This window comes from Klebsiella sp. WP3-W18-ESBL-02, from assembly GCF_014168815.1.
In the GTDB taxonomy this organism is placed as follows: domain Bacteria; phylum Pseudomonadota; class Gammaproteobacteria; order Enterobacterales; family Enterobacteriaceae; genus Kluyvera; species Kluyvera ascorbata_B.
The window spans coordinates 4,075,780-4,094,329 of record NZ_AP021972.1 but is presented as its reverse complement, the minus strand read 5'-3'; the positions used below and the strand labels follow the sequence as shown (position 1 = coordinate 4,094,329).

Here is an 18,550-nt window from a genome sequence, read left to right as displayed (position 1 = left end):
TACAACTCAGTTCACATTGTTGATGCTTTTTAGCGCACCAAAAATTCAAACATTCGGTGAATAAATGGGCCCTTGCTTCTCTGTACTGGCGCTATCCGGTACACTACGGACGACAATTTTATTAATGCTGAAGGATTATCCTCATGTACCAGGATCTTATTCGTAACGAACTGAATGAAGCGGCGGATACGCTGGCAAACTTTCTAAAAGATGATGCCAATATCCATGCTATTCAGCGCGCAGCAGTCCTGCTGGCAGACAGCTTTAAAGCCGGTGGTAAAGTGCTTTCCTGCGGTAACGGTGGCTCCCACTGCGACGCGATGCACTTCGCTGAAGAGCTGACCGGCCGCTATCGTGAAAACCGTCCTGGCTACCCGGCGATTGCGATCTCCGACGTCAGTCATCTCTCCTGCGTGAGTAACGATTTCGGTTATGAATATGTTTTCTCTCGTTACGTCGAGTCTGTCGGCCGCGCGGGTGACGTGCTGCTGGGTATCTCTACCTCGGGCAACTCTGCGAACGTGATTAAAGCTATTGAAGCGGCGCGCGCGCAGGGAATGAAAGTGATCACCCTGACCGGTAAAGACGGCGGCAAAATGGCCGGTTCCGCGGATATCGAGATTCGCGTTCCGCACTTTGGCTACGCCGATCGCGTGCAGGAAATTCACATTAAAGTGATTCATATCCTGATCATGCTGATCGAAAAAGAGATGGTTAAAGGCTAAGTACGACGGGGCCATCGGCCCCGATTTCGCTGGGGGTGTACTATGTGCGAACTGCTCGGGATGAGCGCCAATGTGCCGACCGATATTTGCTTCAGTTTTACCGGGCTGGTTCAGCGCGGTGGAGGGACCGGGCCGCATAAAGACGGCTGGGGTATTACCTTCTATGAAGGTAAAGGCTGTCGCACCTTTAAAGACCCGCAGCCCAGCTATCAGTCACCGATTGCTAAACTAGTGCAGGACTATCCGATCAAATCCTGTTCGGTGATCGCCCATATCCGCCAGGCCAATCGCGGTATGGTGGCGCTGGAAAACACACACCCGTTCACCCGCGAGCTGTGGGGGCGCAACTGGACCTACGCGCACAACGGGCAGCTTTCTGGCTATAAATCGCTGGAGACTGGGCACTTCCGTCCGGTTGGCGAAACCGACAGCGAAAAAGCGTTCTGCTGGCTGCTGCACAAGCTGACTCAGCGCTATCCTCGTACTCCGGGCAATATGCAGGCGGTATTTAAATATATTGCTTCGCTTGCCGATGAGCTGCGCGAGAAGGGCGTGTTTAACATGCTGCTATCAGACGGGCGTTATGTGATGGCGTTCTGCTCCACTAACCTGTATTGGATCACCCGTCGTGCGCCGTTTGGCGTGGCGAAGCTGCTGGATCAGGACGTGGAAATTGATTTTCAGCGGGAGACAACCGCCAACGATGTGGTGACCGTGATTGCCACCCAGCCGCTGACGGGGAATGAAACCTGGCACAAGATTATGCCAGGTGAGTGGCGCTTATTTTGCCTCGGGGAGCGCGTAGTTTGATGCCAGCTGCGGCTGCACCACTTCGTGGCTCAGCGGCTTGCTCACTACGTAGCGGCCGTCAATGACCGAGACGACAGGCGGTTTGTGCGTCTGCTGGAAGTAGTCGTAGCCCGGCTTTAGCTGCTGCCAGAAGTCATGGTAGTAAGAGTATTTGTGGCGCTGCATGTTGGCATCGTTCATTCTGAACGGATAGATGCTGACCTGCACGCTCTGCTGGCCAAACACCAGCGCGCCGGTGACAAACTGGAAGATCTCATCAATACCTGAGTCGGTCATGGCATAGCAGCCAATCGACACACAGGCACCGTGAATCATCAGATATTTCCCTTCATAGCCGTGCGCACGGTCATAGGCGTTCGGGAAGCCGATGTTAATTGCTTTATAGAAGCGGCTATCCGGCTTCAGCTGGCTACGCTGTACGGAATAAAACCCTTCCGGGCTTTTGAAATCGCCCTGGCGCTGCTTTGGCCCTAAGCCGCCGGAGTAATTACAGATTTTGTAGCTATCAAGGAGTTGGTAGGTTTCGCCCATTTTCACGAAGAGGTCAAGCGTACGCTCTTCCTTGAAAATCTGGATATACACCGGGGAGCCCATCAATTGCTGCTTATATTCTTTGCTAACAGGCGTCGTCGGGCTGCTGCTGCTCATTAACCCAGCAAACGAAACGCACGGCATTAAAAGCATCGCAATAAATAATGCGATTTTGCGCATACTACTTGTTCCTTGATAAAAAATAACTACACGCCAGGAGAGGCAACAGGGAGAAAAAAGCAGACAAATCTGTTTTTTGTGCGCTCACCTTAGCACCACCGCATTTTTTCGCAAGTAGGGCATTCGGCGTTTACAATTTCGTGTTGCATTCCCGCGGTAGGCCGGTGCGTTGTGCTACCGGTCCGATGGACGGGACCTCGTACGAAGAGTGTAGGATAAGCTGATGATTCGCTAGCTATCTTTATCCTAATCCACAGAAGTTTGCGTATCAGCTCGCAATTTGGCAGGTTGAAATGCAGAACTGCTGCATCAGGGAAAGAGAAAATGGTAAACTTTCGTTACGTAATCATTCGGTGAAAAATAGGCAAATGAATGCCTGACGGATGATTCAGATAGTAATTCTCTAAACAGTGTAAGAAAGGATGCTTCAGTTTCTCGTCATGCCTGGTCATGGATTGCGAAGAGCTTTCAGGCGCACCTCCTTTCTTTTGTCTCGTTAACCAAAACGCTGGCCTCAGCGCTGAGTTGACGTCGTCGTTAACGGATACCTGCGAACAGTATGATTAAAATAACCAAAGGTCTCGATCTGCCTATAGCTGGCCTGCCCGATCGGCAACGTATTGATGACGTTACCGTGAATCGCGTGGCGGTCAAAGGCGAAGAATATGTCGGGTTGCGCCCTTCAATGGCGGTAAAAGAGGGGGATCGCGTTGTCAAAGGGCAGCTGCTCTTTGAAGACAAAAAGATTCCCGGCGTACGCTTTACCGCCCCGGCCAGCGGCACGGTCAGTGCTATTCATCGCGGCGAGCGGCGCGTGCTGCAGTCGGTCGTCATCGATATCGACGGTGATGCCTCGTTGAACTTTACCGCCTATTCCGCCGACGACCTGGCAACTCTCCCGCGTGAGGTGGTTGCCGCGCAGCTGATCGAATCCGGCATGTGGACCGCAATGCGCACGCGCCCGTTCAGCAAAACCCCCGCTCCGGGGACGGCGCCGGCGGCGATATTCGTCACCGCCATGGACACCAACCCGCTGGCCGCAGACCCTCAGCCGATTATCCTCGCCCAGCGTGAAGCCTTTAACGCAGGCCTGACCGTGCTGACGCGTCTTACCGACGGCAAAGTGCACGTTTGCCAGAGCAGCGGCGGCAAGCTGGGCGGCCACCCGCAGGGGCAGGTGACCTTCAATCAGTTCACCGGCCCGCATCCGGCGGGGCTGGTTGGCACGCACATACACTTCCTTGAGCCGGTAAGCCTGAACAAACAGGTGTGGCACCTGAACTATCAGGACGTGATTGCCTACGGCAAACTGTTCCTCGAAGGCGTACTGTGGACGGAGCGCATTATCGCGCTCGGTGGCCCGCAGGTGAAACAGCCACGTCTGCTGCGCACCTGCCTTGGCGCCGATCTCGATGCGCTGGTGGCGGGCGAACTGCACGAGGGCGAAAATCGCGTGTTGTCCGGCTCCGTACTCAACGGCTCACGGGCCGCTGGCCCTCAGGCGTTCCTTGGCCGCTTCCATCTGCAGGTCAGCGTCCTGAAAGAAGGGCGTGAAAAAGAGCTGCTCGGCTGGGTTGCGCCGGGGCGTGACAAGTATTCAATCACCCGCACCACGCTCGGTCATTTCCTGAAGAAGAAATTGTTTAACCTCTCTACGGACACCCACGGCGGCGAACGCGCGATGGTCCCGATTGGCAACTATGAGCGCGTGATGCCGCTGGACATCCTGCCGACCATGCTGCTGCGTGATCTGCTGGCGGGCGATACCGACAGCGCGCAGGCGCTAGGCTGTCTCGAGCTTGATGAAGAAGACCTGGCGCTGTGTACCTACGTTTGTCCGGGGAAATACGAATACGGGCCGGTGTTGCGCCACGTATTAACGCAAATTGAGCAGGAAGGCTAAGTGATGGGCTTAAAACAGCTGCTGGAAAAAGTTGAGCCGCACTTCACGCAGGGCGGCAAGCTGGAAAAATACTACCCGCTGTATGAAGCAACGGCGACGTTGCTCTACACGCCGGGCCACGTCACCAAAGGTGCGGCGCACGTCCGTGACGCCATCGACCTGAAGCGCATGATGATCCTCGTGTGGTTCGCCGTCTTCCCGGCGATGTTCTGGGGGATGTACAACGTTGGGCTGCAAACGATCCCGGCGCTGCACAAACTGTACGGCGCGGAACAGCTGCAGCAGGTCATCGCCGGTAACTGGCACTACAGCGTGGCGCAGGCGCTGGGCGTCAGCTTCGCGGCGGACGCCGGCTGGCTCAGCATGATGACGCTGGGTGCGGTGTTCTTTCTTCCTATTTACGCCACGGTATTCCTGGTAGGCGGTTTCTGGGAAGTGCTGTTTGCGATTGTGCGTAAGCATGAAGTGAACGAAGGTTTTTTCGTCACCTCTATTTTGTTTGCGCTGATTGTTCCGCCGACGATGCCGCTATGGCAGGCGGCGCTCGGCATCTCCTTTGGGGTGGTGATAGCCAAAGAGATCTTTGGCGGTACCGGACGCAACTTCCTTAACCCGGCGCTGGCCGGGCGCGCGTTCCTGTTCTTTGCCTATCCGGCACAAATCTCCGGCGATCTCGTCTGGACCGCTGCCGACGGATTCTCCGGCGCAACGCCGCTTTCCCAGTGGGCAAGCCACGGTGGAGAAGCGCTGGTCAACGTCGTCACCGGTCAGCCGGTAAGCTGGATGGACGCCTTTATCGGCAACATCCCGGGTTCAATTGGCGAAGTATCGACGCTGATGATCCTGCTCGGTGGTGCGCTAATTATTTTTGGTCGCGTAGCTTCCTGGCGCATTGTCGCCGGGGTGATGGTTGGCATGATTGCCTGTGCGACGCTGTTTAACCTGGTTGGCTCTGACACCAATCCAATGTTCGCCATGCCGTGGTACTGGCATCTGGTGCTGGGCGGCTTCGCCTTCGGCATGATGTTTATGGCTACCGACCCGGTCTCCGCGTCGTTTACTGATAAAGGGAAATGGTGCTACGGCGCGTTGATTGGCGCAATGTGCGTGCTGATTCGCGTGGTTAACCCGGCCTATCCGGAAGGGATGATGCTGGCGATTCTGTTCGCCAACCTCTTTGCACCGCTGTTCGATTATCTGGTGGTGCGGGCCAATATTAAGCGGAGGAAGTCGCGTGGCTGAGAATAAAAGTAACGATAGCATCGGCAAAACGCTGCTGGTGGTGCTGGTGCTTTGTCTGGTCTGCTCTATTGTGGTGGCCGGCTCAGCCGTTGGCCTGAAGCCGCTCCAGCAGGAGCAGCGCGCGCTGGATAAACAGCGCAATATCCTGGCGGTGGCCGGGCTGATGCACGATAAGATGACGGCTGACGAGGTGGCTGAAGTGTATGCCAGCCGCGTTACGCCACGGCTGGTAGACCTGAAAAGCGGTGCGATGCTTGATGCCGATCCGGCAAAGTTTAACCAGAGCCAGGCCCTGAAAGATCCCCAGCAAAGCATTGCGCTGGCGTCCAGCGAAGACCCTGCCGGTATTCGTCGCCGCAGCAATGTGGTGGAAATTTACCTCATTAAAGACGAAAAACAGCAGATTCAGGAGATCGTCTTACCGGTTTACGGTAACGGCCTGTGGTCAATGATGTACGCTTTTGTGGCACTGGATACCGACGGGCGCACCATCAAAGGCATCACCTATTATGACCAGGGGGAAACCCCGGGCCTGGGCGGTGAAATTGAAAACCCGAACTGGCGTGCGCAGTTTGTGGGTAAGCGCGTCGTTAACGACGAAGGTCATCCTGCGTTAAGAGTGATGAAGGGCGCTGCGCCGCAGGGCGACCTGTACGCGGTGGATGGCTTATCCGGCGCAACGCTGACCGCCAAAGGCGTCCAGCATAGCTTTGATTTCTGGATGGGCGAACTGGGCTTTGGCCCATTCCTGAAACAGGTGCGAGAAGGAGGGCTGAACCATGGCTGAACAGGGTGAAATGAAAGAGATGAAACGCCTGCTGGTTGGGCCGCTCATTGCCAATAACCCCATCGCGCTACAGGTCCTCGGCGTCTGTTCTGCGCTGGCGGTGACGACCAAGCTGGAAACGGCCTTCGTGATGACAATTGCGGTCACGCTGGTGACGGCGTTTTCCAGCATGTTTATCTCGATGATTCGTCATCATATTCCGAACAGCGTGCGCATCATCGTGCAGATGGCGATCATCGCTTCGCTGGTTATCGTGGTCGATCAGCTGCTGCGCGCGTTTGCCTATGAAACGTCAAAACAGCTGTCGGTCTTCGTCGGGCTGATCATCACGAACTGTATTGTGATGGGGCGCGCGGAAGCGTATGCCATGAAGTCTCCGCCGCTGGCGAGCTTTATGGACGGTATCGGTAACGGTCTGGGTTACGGCGCCATTCTGCTGATTGTTGGCTTCCTGCGTGAACTGATCGGCAGCGGCAAGCTGTTTGGCGTCACGGTGCTGGAAACGGTACAGAACGGCGGCTGGTACCAGCCTAATGGCCTGTTCCTGCTCGCGCCGAGCGCGTTTTTCATTATCGGTCTGCTGATCTGGGCGCTGCGTAGCTGGAAGCCGGAACAGCAGGAAAAGGAGTAACCGATCGTGGCTCACTACATTAGTCTGTTTGTTCGCGCCGTGTTCGTTGAAAACATGGCGCTGGCCTTCTTCCTTGGAATGTGTACATTCCTGGCGGTTTCAAAGAAAGTCTCCACGGCTTTTGGTCTTGGCGTAGCGGTAACGGTGGTTCTGGGCCTTGCCGTACCGATCAACAACCTGGTGTATAACCTGGTGCTGCGCGACGGCGCGCTGGTTGATGGCGTGGATCTTAGCTTCCTCAACTTCATCACCTTCATCGGAGTGATTGCCGCGTTGGTGCAGATTCTCGAGATGATCCTCGATAAATACTTCCCTTCGCTGTACACCGCACTGGGCATCTTCCTACCGCTGATCGCCGTAAACTGCGCCATCTTCGGCGGGGTTTCCTTCATGGTGCAGCGTGATTACAACTTCGGTGAGTCCATTGTTTACGGCTTCGGCTCGGGCATTGGCTGGATGCTGGCGATTGTTGCTCTGGCGGGAATTCGTGAAAAGATGAAGTATTCAAACGTGCCTGCGGGACTGCGCGGCTTAGGGATCACCTTTATCACCACCGGGCTGATGGCGTTAGGCTTTATGTCATTCTCCGGTGTGCAGCTATAAGGGCCGTTAATCATGGAAATTATACTTGGCGTAGTGATGTTTACGCTGATCGTGCTGGTACTGTCGTTGCTGATTTTGTTGGCGAAATCGAAGCTGGTTAATTCCGGCGATGTGGTTATCGAAATCAACAATGAAGCGGACAAACAGATTAAAACCCCGGCGGGTGACAAGCTGCTCAATACGCTGTCCAGCAACGGTATTTTTATCTCCTCCGCCTGCGGCGGCGGGGGCTCATGCGGGCAGTGCCGGGTAACGGTGAAAGAGGGCGGCGGTGATATTCTGCCGACCGAACTGTCACATATTACCAAGCGCGAGGCGAAAGAAGGCTGCCGTCTGGCCTGCCAGGTTGCCGTGCGCCAGGATATGAAAATCGAGCTGCCTGAAGAAGTGTTTGGCGTGAAGAAGTGGGAATGCGAAGTTATCTCTAACGATAACAAAGCCACCTTTATCAAAGAACTGAAGCTGGCTATCCCTGCAGGGGAAAGCGTGCCGTTCCGCGCCGGGGGCTACATTCAGATTGAATGCCCGCCGCATAAGGTTGCTTACGCCGACTTTGACGTGCCCGAGGAATACCGCGCGGACTGGGATAAATACAACTTGTTCCGCTATGTTTCCGACGTGAAAGAGCCAACGCTGCGCGCTTATTCCATGGCGAACTACCCGGAAGAAAAGGGCATGATTATGCTCAACGTGCGAATCGCGACGCCGCCGCCTTCCGCCCCCGATGCGCCGCCGGGAATCATGTCTTCCTACATCTGGTCGCTGAAGGCGGGCGACAAGGTGACGATTTCCGGGCCATTTGGTGAGTTTTTTGCCAAAGATACCGATGCTGAAATGGTCTTTATCGGCGGCGGTGCGGGGATGGCGCCGATGCGCTCGCATATCTTCGATCAGCTTAAGCGTTTGCACAGCAACCGCCGGATCAGCTTCTGGTACGGTGCGCGCTCGCTGCGTGAAATGTTCTATGAAGAGGAATTTGAACAGCTGGCGCGCGAGAACCCGAACTTTACCTTCCATATTGCGCTTTCCGACGCGCAGCCGGAAGATAACTGGACGGGCTACACTGGTTTCATTCATAACGTGCTGTACGAAAACTACCTGCGCGACCACCCGGCGCCGGAAGACTGTGAGTTCTACATGTGTGGGCCGCCGATGATGAACGCCGCGGTCATCAAAATGCTCAAAGAGCTGGGCGTTGAGGATGAAAATATCATGCTCGATGACTTTGGAGGCTGATGATGTTAACGGTATTCCTGGCCACGTTCTGCATTTTCGCGCTGGTTATCCTCGGCATGTCGCTGGGGTATCTGGTGAAGCGAAAAAGCCTGCAGGGCAGCTGCGGCGGGATCGCGTCACTGGGCATCGAAAAGGTCTGCAACTGTCCTGAACCCTGCGATGCACGTAAAAAACGTATGGCTCGCGAAGCCCAGCGCCAGCAGAACCGTATTCTGTAGTTTGTTCATCGCCCGGCCAGGCCGGGCGATTGACCGCTCTTCTCATTTGCTTAAGTTGTGCTGTATACTTATCCAGTGGTAAGTGAGGGCTAACGATGCGCAAAATTATCCATATTGATATGGACTGCTTCTTCGCCGCGGTGGAAATGCGCGACAACCCCGCGCTGCGCGATATTCCCATCGCCATCGGCGGCAGTCGGGTACAGCGCGGTGTTATCAGCACGGCAAACTATCCCGCACGTAAATTTGGTGTATGTAGTGCCATGCCTACCGCTATGGCACTGAAGCTGTGCCCGCACCTCACGCTGCTGCCGGGTCGTTTCGAAGCCTACCGCGAAGCCTCCAATCATATCCGCGAAATCTTCTCCCGCTATACCTCATTAATTGAGCCACTCTCGCTGGATGAAGCCTATCTCGACGTCAGCGACAGCGTTCATTGCCACGGGGCGGCCACGCTGATGGCGCAGGAGATCCGCCAAACGATCTTTAACGAGCTCGCATTAACCGCTTCGGCGGGCGTCGCACCGGTAAAGTTTCTGGCAAAAATCGCCTCCGATCTTAACAAACCCAACGGCCAGTATGTGCTGACGCCTGCCGACGTTCCGGCATTTTTGAAAACACTGCCGCTGGCTAAAATACCCGGCGTTGGCAAAGTATCCGCAGCGAAGCTGGAAAGCATGGGGCTACGCACCTGTGAAGACGTGCAGAACAGCGATCTTGCCGTGCTGCTTAAGCGTTTCGGTAAATTTGGCCGGATCCTCTGGGAGCGCAGCCAGGGGATTGATGAGCGCGAGATCAACAACGATCGCCAGCGTAAGTCGATCGGCGTTGAGCGTACGTTGATCGAAGACATCCACGAATGGGCGGAGTGTGAGGCGATCGTCGAGCGGCTTTATCCGGAGCTGGAGCGCCGGCTGGCAAAAGTTCGTCCCGATCTACGTATTGCCCGGCAGGGTATCAAACTAAAATTTAATGATTTCCAGCAAACCACGCAGGAACATGTCTGGCCGCAGCTGAATAAAGACGATCTGATCGCGACGGCACACAAAGCCTGGCACGAAAGGCGCTCGCAGCGTGGGGTCCGCCTGGTGGGCCTGCATGTTTCGCTGCTGGATCCACAGCTGGAGCGCCAGCTGCTGTTAGGAATTTAATGATGCAAATTCGCGCCTATTGTGATGATGATTTCTCCGCGCTGTGCCGCATTTTCCAGCGTGCGGTGCGGGAAATTGCCAGCCAGCACTACTCGCCCGCGCAGATAAACGCCTGGGCGCAGGTGGATGACGCGCGCTGGCGACAAAAAATGGCTGACTCGCTGGTTCTGGTGGCAACGGTTGATGAAACGCCTGTCGGTTTTGTCACCGCCGTTGAGCGCTATATCGACCTGCTGTTTGTCGACCCATCGTATGCGCGACAGGGTGTTGCCAGCGCGCTGCTGAACGCGCTGTTCGCCAGAGTACCGACGGGAGCGTTAACGGTAGAATCGAGCATCACGGCCAAAGCGTGTTTTGAACGGCTGGGGTTTGTGGTGTTGGCTGAACAAGAGGTTGAGGCGCGCGGAGAGACGTTTGTGAACTATAGGATGGAAAAAATCAGGTAGGGCGGTGATATTCCCGGCGGCGCTTCGCTTGGCCGGGCTACATTCTACGTAGCCCGGCCAAGCGAAGCGCCGCCGGGAGCGGCTCAGAACTTACTTCGCCGGAATCGCCTTCAGCAGTTCCGTCAGCAGCTGCCAGTACTGGCCAACGCTTTCGATATGAACCTGCTCATCCGGAGAGTGTGGACCGGTGATGGTTGGCCCAATAGAGACCATATCCATGTTCGGGTACGGTTTCTTGAACAGGCCACATTCCAGACCCGCGTGAATGATCTGAATGTTTGGCACCTTGTTGAACAGGCGCTGATAGGTTTCGCGTACCAGCTTCATGACCGGTGAATTCGCATCCGGCTGCCAGCCCGGGTAGCCGCCTTTCGGCTGGGTTTTAGCCCCTGCCAGCGCGCCCAGTGATTCCAGCATGCTCACTACGTAATCTTTACCGCTGTCGAGCAGGGAACGAATCAGGCAGTGAATGGTTGCGGTATCTTCAGTCATGGAAACCACACCGACGTTCAGAGAGGTTTCTACCACGCCTTTCGCCACGTCGGAATTACGAATCACGCCGTTCGGGGTCGCGTTCAGCAACTGAGTGAAGGCATCGCGAGACGCGGTTGTCAGCGCTTTACCTTCAACGGTCGTCGCTTCCAGTACCAGGGTCAGGTTTTTCTCTTTTGCCGACAGCTCATTTTGCAGAATGTGCAGGTAGGTTTCTACCAGCCCTTTCAGCGCGTCGACTTTGTCTGCCGGAACCGCGATGGCCGCAAACGCTTCTCGTGGAATCGCGTTACGCAGGGTGCCGCCGGTGAAGTCTACCAGACGCAGATCCAGTTCCGCCGCATGAGCGACCAGGAAGCGGGCCAGCAGTTTGTTGGCGTTGCCCAGACCAAGATGAATATCACCACCGGAGTGGCCGCCTTTCAGGCCTTTCAGCGTCAGCTTGAAGGTCTGGAAGCCTGCAGGAATGGCTTCGCGAGTCAGCGGCAGGTTGCTGGTGAAGTCGATACCACCGGCGCAGCCCATGTAGATTTCACCTTCTTCTTCTGAGTCGGTGTTAATCAGGATATCGCCCTGTAGCCAGTTTGGCTGCAGGCCAAAGGCGCCGTCCATACCGGTTTCTTCGGTCATGGTTAGCAGCACTTCCAGCGGACCGTGCTCAACGGATTCATCGGACAGTACTGCAAGCGCTGACGCCATACCGATACCGTTGTCGGCGCCCAGGGTAGTGCCGCGTGCTTTAACCCATTCACCGTCAATGTACGGTTGGATAGGGTCTTTAGCGAAGTCGTGCACGGTGTCGTTGTTTTTCTGCGGCACCATATCGAGGTGAGCCTGCAGCACAACCGGTTTACGGTTTTCCATGCCCGGCGTCGCGCCTTTGCGAATCAGAATGTTGCCGACCTGGTCGCGCTCTGCGTGAAGCCCTTTTTCTTTCGCCCAGCCGACGATGTGTGCGGCGAGCTGTTCTTCATGGTGAGAAGGGTGCGGAATAGAACAGATTTTGGCAAAAATATCCCACAGCGGCTGCGGGGATAATTGAGACAGTTCAGACACGATGAGTCTCCTTACGGCGTTCTGCAAAAGTCGCTTGCAGGTAAAGGGTTAGCATAGACATATACCACAAGCCTGGCTTGCGCGATGGGGTTGAGAATACCACTTTCTGTCTCTTCCGGTAGAATAAACCACGTAAAAAGCGCCGTGGATTCCGCTTAACACTGGTTTTTAGTGCGTCAGATCTCTATAATCTCGCGCAACCTATTTCCCCTTGAACATTTTTTAAGCCGTATAACACAGGCTGGGACACTTCACATGAGCGAAAAATACGTCGTCACTTGGGACATGTTGCAGGTTCACGCACGCAAACTGGCCGCACGCCTGATGCCTTCTGAACAGTGGAAAGGTATTATCGCCGTGAGCCGCGGTGGTCTGGTACCGGGCGCACTGCTGGCACGTGAACTGGGCATTCGTCATGTCGACACCGTATGCATCTCCAGCTATGACCACGATAACCAGCGCGAGCTGAAGGTTCTGAAACGCGCGGAAGGCGACGGCGAAGGCTTTATCGTTATTGACGATCTGGTCGACACCGGCGGCACCGCGGTGGCAATTCGCGAAATGTATCCAAAAGCGCACTTCGTCACCATCTTCGCGAAACCAGCCGGTCGTCCGCTGGTCGACGATTACGTGGTCGACATCCCGCAGGACACCTGGATTGAACAGCCTTGGGACATGGGTGTGGTGTTCGTACCGCCTATCTCTGGCCGTTAATTCAGTCAATAAATGCGCTCCTCACGCCCGGTTATGCCGGGCGTTGTTTTTTTTAGAGCCCCACGCGTTACAATGGACATAAAGATCGTATCCATAGAGGTTTTGTGATGCCTGAAGCTAATCTCAGCGAAACGCTATTCAAGCCGCGTTTTAAACACCCTGAAACGTCCACGCTGGTGCGTCGGTTTAATACCGGCAGTCCCTCCAGCATGCATTCGGCGCTCAGCGGCAGCACCGTCCCGCACTGGTATCGCATGATTAACCGTCTGATGTGGATCTGGCGCGGCGTAACGCCGCAGGAAATCCTCGACGTGCAGGCGCGTATCGTCATGAGCCAAGCCGAACGCACCGACGATGAGTTGTACGACACCGTGGTAGGGTATCGCGGCGGCAACTGGATTTACGAATGGTCGACGCAGGCAATGCAGTGGCAGCAAAAGGCCATGCAGGAGCAGGATGAAACGCTCAGCGGCCGCCATTGGCTGCACGCTTCCAATCTCTACAGCATTGCTGCCTATCCACACCTGAAGGGCGACGATCTCGCCGAACAGGCGCAGGCGCTGGCCAACCGCGCCTATGAAGAGGCGGCTAAACGCCTGCCGGGCGCCATGCGCGAACTGGAGTTCGCCATTCCTGGCGGTTCGCCGATTACCGGCTTCCTGCATATGCCAAAAGGCGACGGCCCGTTCCCGACGGTGCTGATGTGCGGCGGGCTTGACGGCCTGCAGACCGATTACTACAGCCTGTATGAGCGCTATTTCGCGCCGCTCGGCATTGCTATGCTGACGGTAGACATGCCGTCGATCGGTTTCTCTTCCAAATGGAAGCTCACCCAGGATTCCAGCCTGCTGCATCAGCAGGTGATTAAACAGCTGCGCGATGTGCCGTGGGTGGATCATACGCGCGTTGCCGCGTTTGGCTTCCGCTTTGGCGCGAACATTGCGGTACGTCTGGCCTATCTGGAGGCGCAAAATCTGAAGGCCGTCGCCTGTCTTGGCCCGGTCGTTCATGGCCTGCTGAGCGACCCGCTGCATCAGGGGCGCGTACCGGAAATGTACCTCGACGTGCTGGCCTCGCGGCTGGGCATGCACGATGCCTCTGATGAAGCGCTGCGCGTAGAGCTGAACCGCTACTCGTTAAAAACGCAGGGGCTGCTGGGGCGCCGCTGCCCAACGCCGATGCTTTCTGGCTACTGGGATAACGATCCGTTCAGCCCGGAAGAGGAGTCGCGTTTAATCGTCTCGTCGTCAGCGCAGGGCAAGCTGATGCCGATTCCGTTTAACCCGGTGTACCGTAATTTTGATAAGGCGCTGAAGGAAATTGCAGGGTGGATCAATAATAGATTTTGTTAATATATTGATAAATTCTATTGATTTGGTAAAACAGTTGCATCACTAAAGGAGATCGCAATGACGTTACCGAGTGGACACCCGAAGAGTAGATTGATCAAGAAATTCACTGCGCTTGGCCCCTATATCCGCGAAGAGCAGTGCGAAGATAACCGCTTTTTCTTCGACTGCCTGGCCGTTTGCGTGAACGTGAAACCCGCGCCGGAAAAGCGTGAGTTCTGGGGCTGGTGGATGGAGATGGAAGCGGAAGAGCGCCGCTTTACCTACAGCTACCAGTTCGGCCTGTTTGATAAAGAGGGGACATGGCAGGCGGTTGCGATCAAAGATCCTGAGGTCGTTGAGCGTCTGCAGCAAACGCTGCGCGGTTTTCACGAACGGGCAAGCGAGCTGCTGGCGAGTCTGGATTTAGCGCTGGAGCCAGCCGATGGCTTTGCCAACGAAGCGGTAAAACGTACGGCATAAACAATATCAAGGCCTGCCGAGCGGCTGGCCTTGATATTAAGCCATAAAAAAAAGCCTCCTTCTGGAGGCCTTTTTTCATATAACCGTTAGAACTGGTAGGTCATGCCTACGGCGACCACGTTGTCGGTCATAATGGCCAGACGTTTGGTGACCGCATCTTCGTCAATCAGGTTGATTTTATAATCAACAAATGTCGACATATTTTTGTTGAAATAGTAGGTCGCGCCGACGTCTACATATTTCATCAGATCCTGATCGCCAATTCCGTTGCCCAGGTCTTTGCCTTTCATCTGCACGTAACCCAGAGAAGGACGCAGGCCGAAGTCGAATTGATATTGCGCGACGGCTTCAAAGTTTTGCGCTTTATTAGCAAAACCCTGCTCCGCGGAAACCAGGCCTTTAATTGGCGTCATATTGCGGGTTTCAGTATAAATCATCGCCAGGTAAATATTATTGGCATCATATTTTACGCCGGTGCCCCAGGACTCTGCGTTCTTGCCGCCTTTGGCGAGAGATTTAGCCTGCTGGATATTGGTGCGGTCAGAGTTGGTGTATGCCGCACTGATAGCGAAGTCGCTGCCGCCGAAATCGTAGGACAGGGAGGAGCCGAAGCCGTCGCCGTTAGCGGTAGCATAGGTGCTGCGGTCATTCTTACCCTGATATTGCAGGGTTAAATCCAGGCCGTCAACCACGCCGAAGAAGTCGGTATTACGGTAGGTTGCCAGGCCGCTGGAACGCTTGGTCATGAAGTTATCGGTTTTCGCGGTGGAGTCGCCGCCGAATTCCGGGAACATATCGGTCCAGGCTTCAACATCGTACAGTGCGCCAAGGTTACGACCGTAATCAAACGAGCCGAAATTTTTTAATTTCAGGCCAGCAAACGCCAGACGCGTTTTCTGGGTAGATGTGCTTTCATCGTTATTACCGGAAAATTCAGATTCCCAGCGACCATAGCCGGTCAGCTGATCGTTAATTTTGGTTTCGCCTTTAAAACCAAAACGCACGTAGGTTTTATCACCGTCTGCGCTGGAGTCATCGCTCATATAGTGCATAGCTTTGACCTTGCCATAGACGTCCAGCTTGTTGCCATCTTTGTTATAAACTTCCGCGGCCATAGCTGAAGAGGACGCAATAATACCCATCATCGTTAATGCCAGTGCTGTTTTTTGCATTTCTCAATCCCGGTTTTTTTATACTTAAAAAGTGCTGTGAAAGACCACTGTGAAAAAACAGGAACGTTTTTATCCCGCACGTGTTAAAAATTTATGACAATCTCCGATTAAGTATAAAAAAGTATGTTTAATTTTTTCTGTCATAAAATTGTCAATAAACCCCATTAGGCTGCCTGATCCCGCGCAATAAAACCCCCGCTTTCTGTCCTGCCTGTTGGCAAGTGACCAGACTCCTGTTACAACGTTTGTTTGGATCGATACTTCTTCTTTTTAACGGCAGAGAATCATGAGTGATAGCCAGACGCTGGTGGTCAAACTGGGTACCAGTGTTTTAACGGGCGGATCGCGCCGCCTGAATCGCGCGCATATTGTTGAACTGGTTCGCCAGTGTGCCCAGCTTCATGCGGCTGGACATCGAATTGTCATTGTAACGTCAGGAGCGATTGCCGCCGGGCGTGAGCATCTGGGTTACCCTGAACTGCCCGCGACTATCGCCTCAAAACAGCTGCTTGCCGCCGTTGGCCAGAGCCGCTTAATTCAGCTGTGGGAACAGCTCTTCTCTATTTACGGCATCCACGTTGGCCAGATGCTGCTGACTCGCGCCGATATGGAAGACCGTGAACGTTTCCTCAACGCCCGGGATACCCTGCGCGCGCTGTTGGATAACAATATCGTTCCCGTGATTAACGAGAACGATGCCGTGGCAACCGCTGAAATTAAAGTGGGCGATAACGATAACCTCTCCGCGCTGGCCGCGATTCTGGCCGGTGCCGATAAGCTACTGTTGCTTACCGACCAGCAGGGGCTGTTCACCGCTGACCCGCGGAGTAACCCGAACGCAGAGCTGATCAAAGACGTCTACGGCGTTGACGATGCGCTACGGGCGATTGCAGGCGATAGCGTCTCCGGTCTCGGTACCGGCGGTATGGGAACCAAACTTCAGGCCGCCGACGTAGCATGCCGCGCGGGCATCGACACGATTATTGCCGCAGGGAGCCTGCCGGGCGTCATTGGCGACGTGATGGCGAATGTGGCCGTGGGCACGCGTTTCCACGCGCAGGACACGCCGCTGGAAAATCGTAAACGCTGGATTTTCGGCGCACCGCCGGCCGGAGAGCTGACCGTCGACGAAGGCGCGACCTCCGCCATTCTGGAACGCGGAAGTTCATTACTTCCAAAAGGCATTAAAAACGTGACAGGCAACTTCTCTCGTGGTGAAGTGATCCGTATTCGTAACCTTGAAGGTCGGGACATCGCGCACGGCGTCAGCCGCTACAACAGCGACGCGCTGCGCCTCATCGCCGGGCACCACTCGCAGGAAATTGATGCCATCCTCGGCTATGAGTACGGCCCGGTCGCGGTTCATCGTGACGACATGATCACCCGTTAAGGAGTTCAACATGCTGGAACAAATGGGCATTGCGGCAAAGCAGGCCTCTTATAAACTGGCGCTGCTGTCCAGCCGTGAAAAAAACCGGGTTCTGGAAACTATTGCAGACTATCTGGAATCTCATAGCGATGAGATTCTGCGCGCCAACGCAGACGATCTGGCCCAGGCGCGCGAAAGTGGCCTGAGCGAAGCTATGCTGGACCGTCTGGCGCTAACCCCCGCACGCCTGAGTGCGATTGCCAACGACGTGCGCCAGGTGTGCACGCTGGCCGACCCGGTAGGTCAGGTCATTGACGGCGGGCTGCTGGACAGCGGCCTGCGTATCGAACGTCGCCGCGTGCCGCTTGGTGTGATTGGTGTCATTTATGAAGCCCGCCCGAACGTGACCGTCGACGTCGCCGCGCTGTGCCTGAAAACCGGCAACGCAGCGATTCTGCGCGGCGGTAAAGAAACTTACCGCACTAACGCCGCGACCGTCGGCGTTATTCAGCTAGCGCTGAAAGAGTGTGGCCTGCCGGAAGCGGCGGTACAGGCGATTGATAACCCGGATCGTGCGCTGGTCAGTGAAATGCTGCGGATGGACAAGTACATCGATATGCTGATCCCACGCGGCGGCGCAGGCCTGCATAAGCTGTGCCGCGAACAGTCGACAATCCCGGTGATCACCGGTGGTATCGGCGTGTGCCATATTTATGTCGACGACACGGCTGAGATTGACCCTGCGCTGAAGATTATCGTCAACGCTAAAACCCAGCGTCCGAGCACCTGTAACACCGTTGAAACCCTGCTGGTGAACCAGGCTATCGCCGACCGCTTCCTTCCGGCGCTGAGTAAACAGATGGCGACCAGCGGCGTTACGCTGCACGGCGATGAGACCGTGATGCGCACGTTAAACGGCCCGGCGAAGCTGGTGCCGCTGAAGGCGGAAGAGCTGGACAACGAGTTCCTGTCGCTGGATCTTAACGTGGTTGTGGTGGCGGATATGGACAGTGCGATTGCGCACATCCGCCAGCATGGCACGCAGCATTCTGATGCCATCCTGACGCGTACGTTGAGCAACGCTAACCGCTTTATTAATGAAGTGGACTCGTCAGCGGTGTACGTCAACGCCTCCACCCGCTTCACTGACGGCGGCCAGTTTGGCCTGGGCGCGGAAGTGGCGGTCAGCACGCAGAAACTTCACGCTCGCGGGCCGATGGGGCTCGAAGCGCTGACCACCTACAAGTGGATCGGCTTTGGTGAAGATACGATTCGTGCGTAATTGACGGCGGGCGATGCAAAAATAGGCGGTTGATTAATCTGACTATTGACGCATCGCCCGGTTAGTTTTAACCTTTGACCCCGTGATTCACGTTCGTGAACACATCATGCAGGGCCGATATAGCTCAGTTGGTAGAGCAGCGCATTCGTAATGCGAAGGTCGTAGGTTCGACTCCTATTATCGGCACCAAT

General features: G+C 55.3%; 19 protein-coding genes and 1 tRNA gene. 17 read left to right on the top strand and 3 right to left on the bottom strand.

The window, feature by feature from the left end; all coding sequences use genetic code 11:
* The first annotated feature begins 143 nt into the window (after positions 1-143).
* Together lpcA and H7R56_RS19830 are read left to right on the top strand one after the other, a co-directional pair.
* Complete coding sequence (gene lpcA, locus H7R56_RS19835) at positions 144-725, top strand: D-sedoheptulose 7-phosphate isomerase (protein WP_106930385.1); 582 nt, start codon at positions 144-146, stop codon at positions 723-725.
* 42 nt (positions 726-767) lie between these two features.
* Entirely contained in the window at positions 768-1,535 is a 768-nt protein-coding gene (locus tag H7R56_RS19830) for a class II glutamine amidotransferase (RefSeq protein WP_106930383.1), read from the top strand.
* Here the strand turns inward: H7R56_RS19830 and dpaA are convergent.
* Positions 1,506-2,246: a peptidoglycan meso-diaminopimelic acid protein amidase gene (gene dpaA, locus H7R56_RS19825; protein WP_106930381.1), complete on the bottom strand. Its 741-nt coding sequence runs from the start codon at positions 2,244-2,246 to the stop codon at positions 1,506-1,508. The genes H7R56_RS19830 and dpaA overlap by 30 nt on opposite strands.
* Before the next feature lie 559 nt (positions 2,247-2,805).
* Here dpaA and H7R56_RS19820 point away from each other — a divergent pair.
* The 9 genes from H7R56_RS19820 (at position 2,806) to H7R56_RS19780 (ending at position 10,463) form a co-directional block, all read left to right on the top strand.
* Entirely contained in the window at positions 2,806-4,149 is a 1,344-nt protein-coding gene (locus tag H7R56_RS19820) for a Na(+)-translocating NADH-quinone reductase subunit A (protein ID WP_106930379.1), read from the top strand.
* 3 nt (positions 4,150-4,152) lie between these two features.
* Complete coding sequence (locus H7R56_RS19815; protein WP_106930414.1) at positions 4,153-5,391, top strand: NADH:ubiquinone reductase (Na(+)-transporting) subunit B; 1,239 nt, start codon at positions 4,153-4,155, stop codon at positions 5,389-5,391.
* A complete protein-coding gene (locus H7R56_RS19810; RefSeq protein ID WP_106930377.1) occupies positions 5,384-6,178 on the top strand; it encodes a Na(+)-translocating NADH-quinone reductase subunit C in 795 nt (264 codons plus the stop codon). Before H7R56_RS19815 ends, H7R56_RS19810 begins: the two co-directional genes overlap by 8 nt.
* Positions 6,171-6,809: an NADH:ubiquinone reductase (Na(+)-transporting) subunit D gene (locus H7R56_RS19805; RefSeq protein ID WP_106930375.1), complete on the top strand. Its 639-nt coding sequence runs from the start codon at positions 6,171-6,173 to the stop codon at positions 6,807-6,809. Before H7R56_RS19810 ends, H7R56_RS19805 begins: the two co-directional genes overlap by 8 nt.
* A 6-nt stretch (positions 6,810-6,815) precedes the next feature.
* The gene (gene nqrE, locus H7R56_RS19800) at positions 6,816-7,412 is read left to right on the top strand and encodes an NADH:ubiquinone reductase (Na(+)-transporting) subunit E (protein WP_106930373.1); all 597 of its coding nucleotides are present in this window, start codon (positions 6,816-6,818) and stop codon (positions 7,410-7,412) included.
* 12 nt (positions 7,413-7,424) lie between these two features.
* The gene (nqrF, locus tag H7R56_RS19795; protein ID WP_106930371.1) at positions 7,425-8,648 is read left to right on the top strand and encodes an NADH:ubiquinone reductase (Na(+)-transporting) subunit F; all 1,224 of its coding nucleotides are present in this window, start codon (positions 7,425-7,427) and stop codon (positions 8,646-8,648) included.
* A gap of 2 nt (positions 8,649-8,650) precedes the next feature.
* Positions 8,651-8,866 (top strand): (Na+)-NQR maturation NqrM, encoded by a 216-nt coding sequence (gene nqrM, locus H7R56_RS19790; RefSeq protein WP_181358053.1) that lies wholly within the window; start codon positions 8,651-8,653, stop codon positions 8,864-8,866.
* Between the two features lie 95 nt (positions 8,867-8,961).
* Complete coding sequence (gene dinB / locus H7R56_RS19785) at positions 8,962-10,017, top strand: DNA polymerase IV (RefSeq protein WP_182928380.1); 1,056 nt, start codon at positions 8,962-8,964, stop codon at positions 10,015-10,017.
* A 2-nt stretch (positions 10,018-10,019) separates the two neighbouring features.
* Positions 10,020-10,463 (top strand): GNAT family N-acetyltransferase, encoded by a 444-nt coding sequence (locus tag H7R56_RS19780; protein ID WP_223878969.1) that lies wholly within the window; start codon positions 10,020-10,022, stop codon positions 10,461-10,463.
* Between the two features lie 90 nt (positions 10,464-10,553).
* Here the strand turns inward: H7R56_RS19780 and pepD are convergent, their stop codons facing one another.
* On the bottom strand, positions 10,554-12,011 hold the full coding sequence (gene pepD / locus H7R56_RS19775) for a cytosol nonspecific dipeptidase (RefSeq protein WP_106930364.1): 1,458 nt from the start codon (positions 12,009-12,011) through the stop codon (positions 10,554-10,556).
* 255 nt (positions 12,012-12,266) lie between these two features.
* On the opposite strand from pepD, the gene gpt reads away from it, so the two are divergent.
* The 3 genes from gpt to crl all read left to right on the top strand — a co-directional run bounded on the left by gpt (position 12,267) and on the right by crl (position 14,536).
* A complete protein-coding gene (gene gpt / locus H7R56_RS19770; RefSeq protein ID WP_106930362.1) occupies positions 12,267-12,725 on the top strand; it encodes a xanthine phosphoribosyltransferase in 459 nt (152 codons plus the stop codon).
* A 107-nt stretch (positions 12,726-12,832) separates the two neighbouring features.
* Positions 12,833-14,077: an esterase FrsA gene (gene frsA / locus H7R56_RS19765; RefSeq protein ID WP_106930360.1), complete on the top strand. Its 1,245-nt coding sequence runs from the start codon at positions 12,833-12,835 to the stop codon at positions 14,075-14,077.
* Positions 14,078-14,134: 57 nt separating this feature from the next.
* Positions 14,135-14,536, top strand: a complete 402-nt coding sequence (gene crl / locus H7R56_RS19760) for a sigma factor-binding protein Crl (RefSeq protein WP_106930357.1) — start codon at positions 14,135-14,137, stop codon at positions 14,534-14,536.
* Positions 14,537-14,622: 86 nt separating this feature from the next.
* On the opposite strand, the gene phoE is transcribed toward crl, so the two are convergent.
* Positions 14,623-15,708, bottom strand: a complete 1,086-nt coding sequence (gene phoE / locus H7R56_RS19755; protein WP_106930355.1) for a phosphoporin PhoE — start codon at positions 15,706-15,708, stop codon at positions 14,623-14,625.
* Positions 15,709-15,994: 286 nt separating this feature from the next.
* Between phoE and proB the strand changes: the two genes are divergently transcribed.
* From proB to H7R56_RS19740, 3 genes are all read left to right on the top strand, one after another.
* Positions 15,995-17,098, top strand: a complete 1,104-nt coding sequence (proB, locus tag H7R56_RS19750; RefSeq protein WP_106930353.1) for a glutamate 5-kinase — start codon at positions 15,995-15,997, stop codon at positions 17,096-17,098.
* Positions 17,099-17,108: 10 nt separating this feature from the next.
* Positions 17,109-18,359: a glutamate-5-semialdehyde dehydrogenase gene (gene proA / locus H7R56_RS19745; protein ID WP_106930351.1), complete on the top strand. Its 1,251-nt coding sequence runs from the start codon at positions 17,109-17,111 to the stop codon at positions 18,357-18,359.
* Between the two features lie 113 nt (positions 18,360-18,472).
* A tRNA-Thr gene (locus H7R56_RS19740) sits at positions 18,473-18,548 on the top strand.
* Positions 18,549-18,550 lie beyond the last annotated feature (2 nt).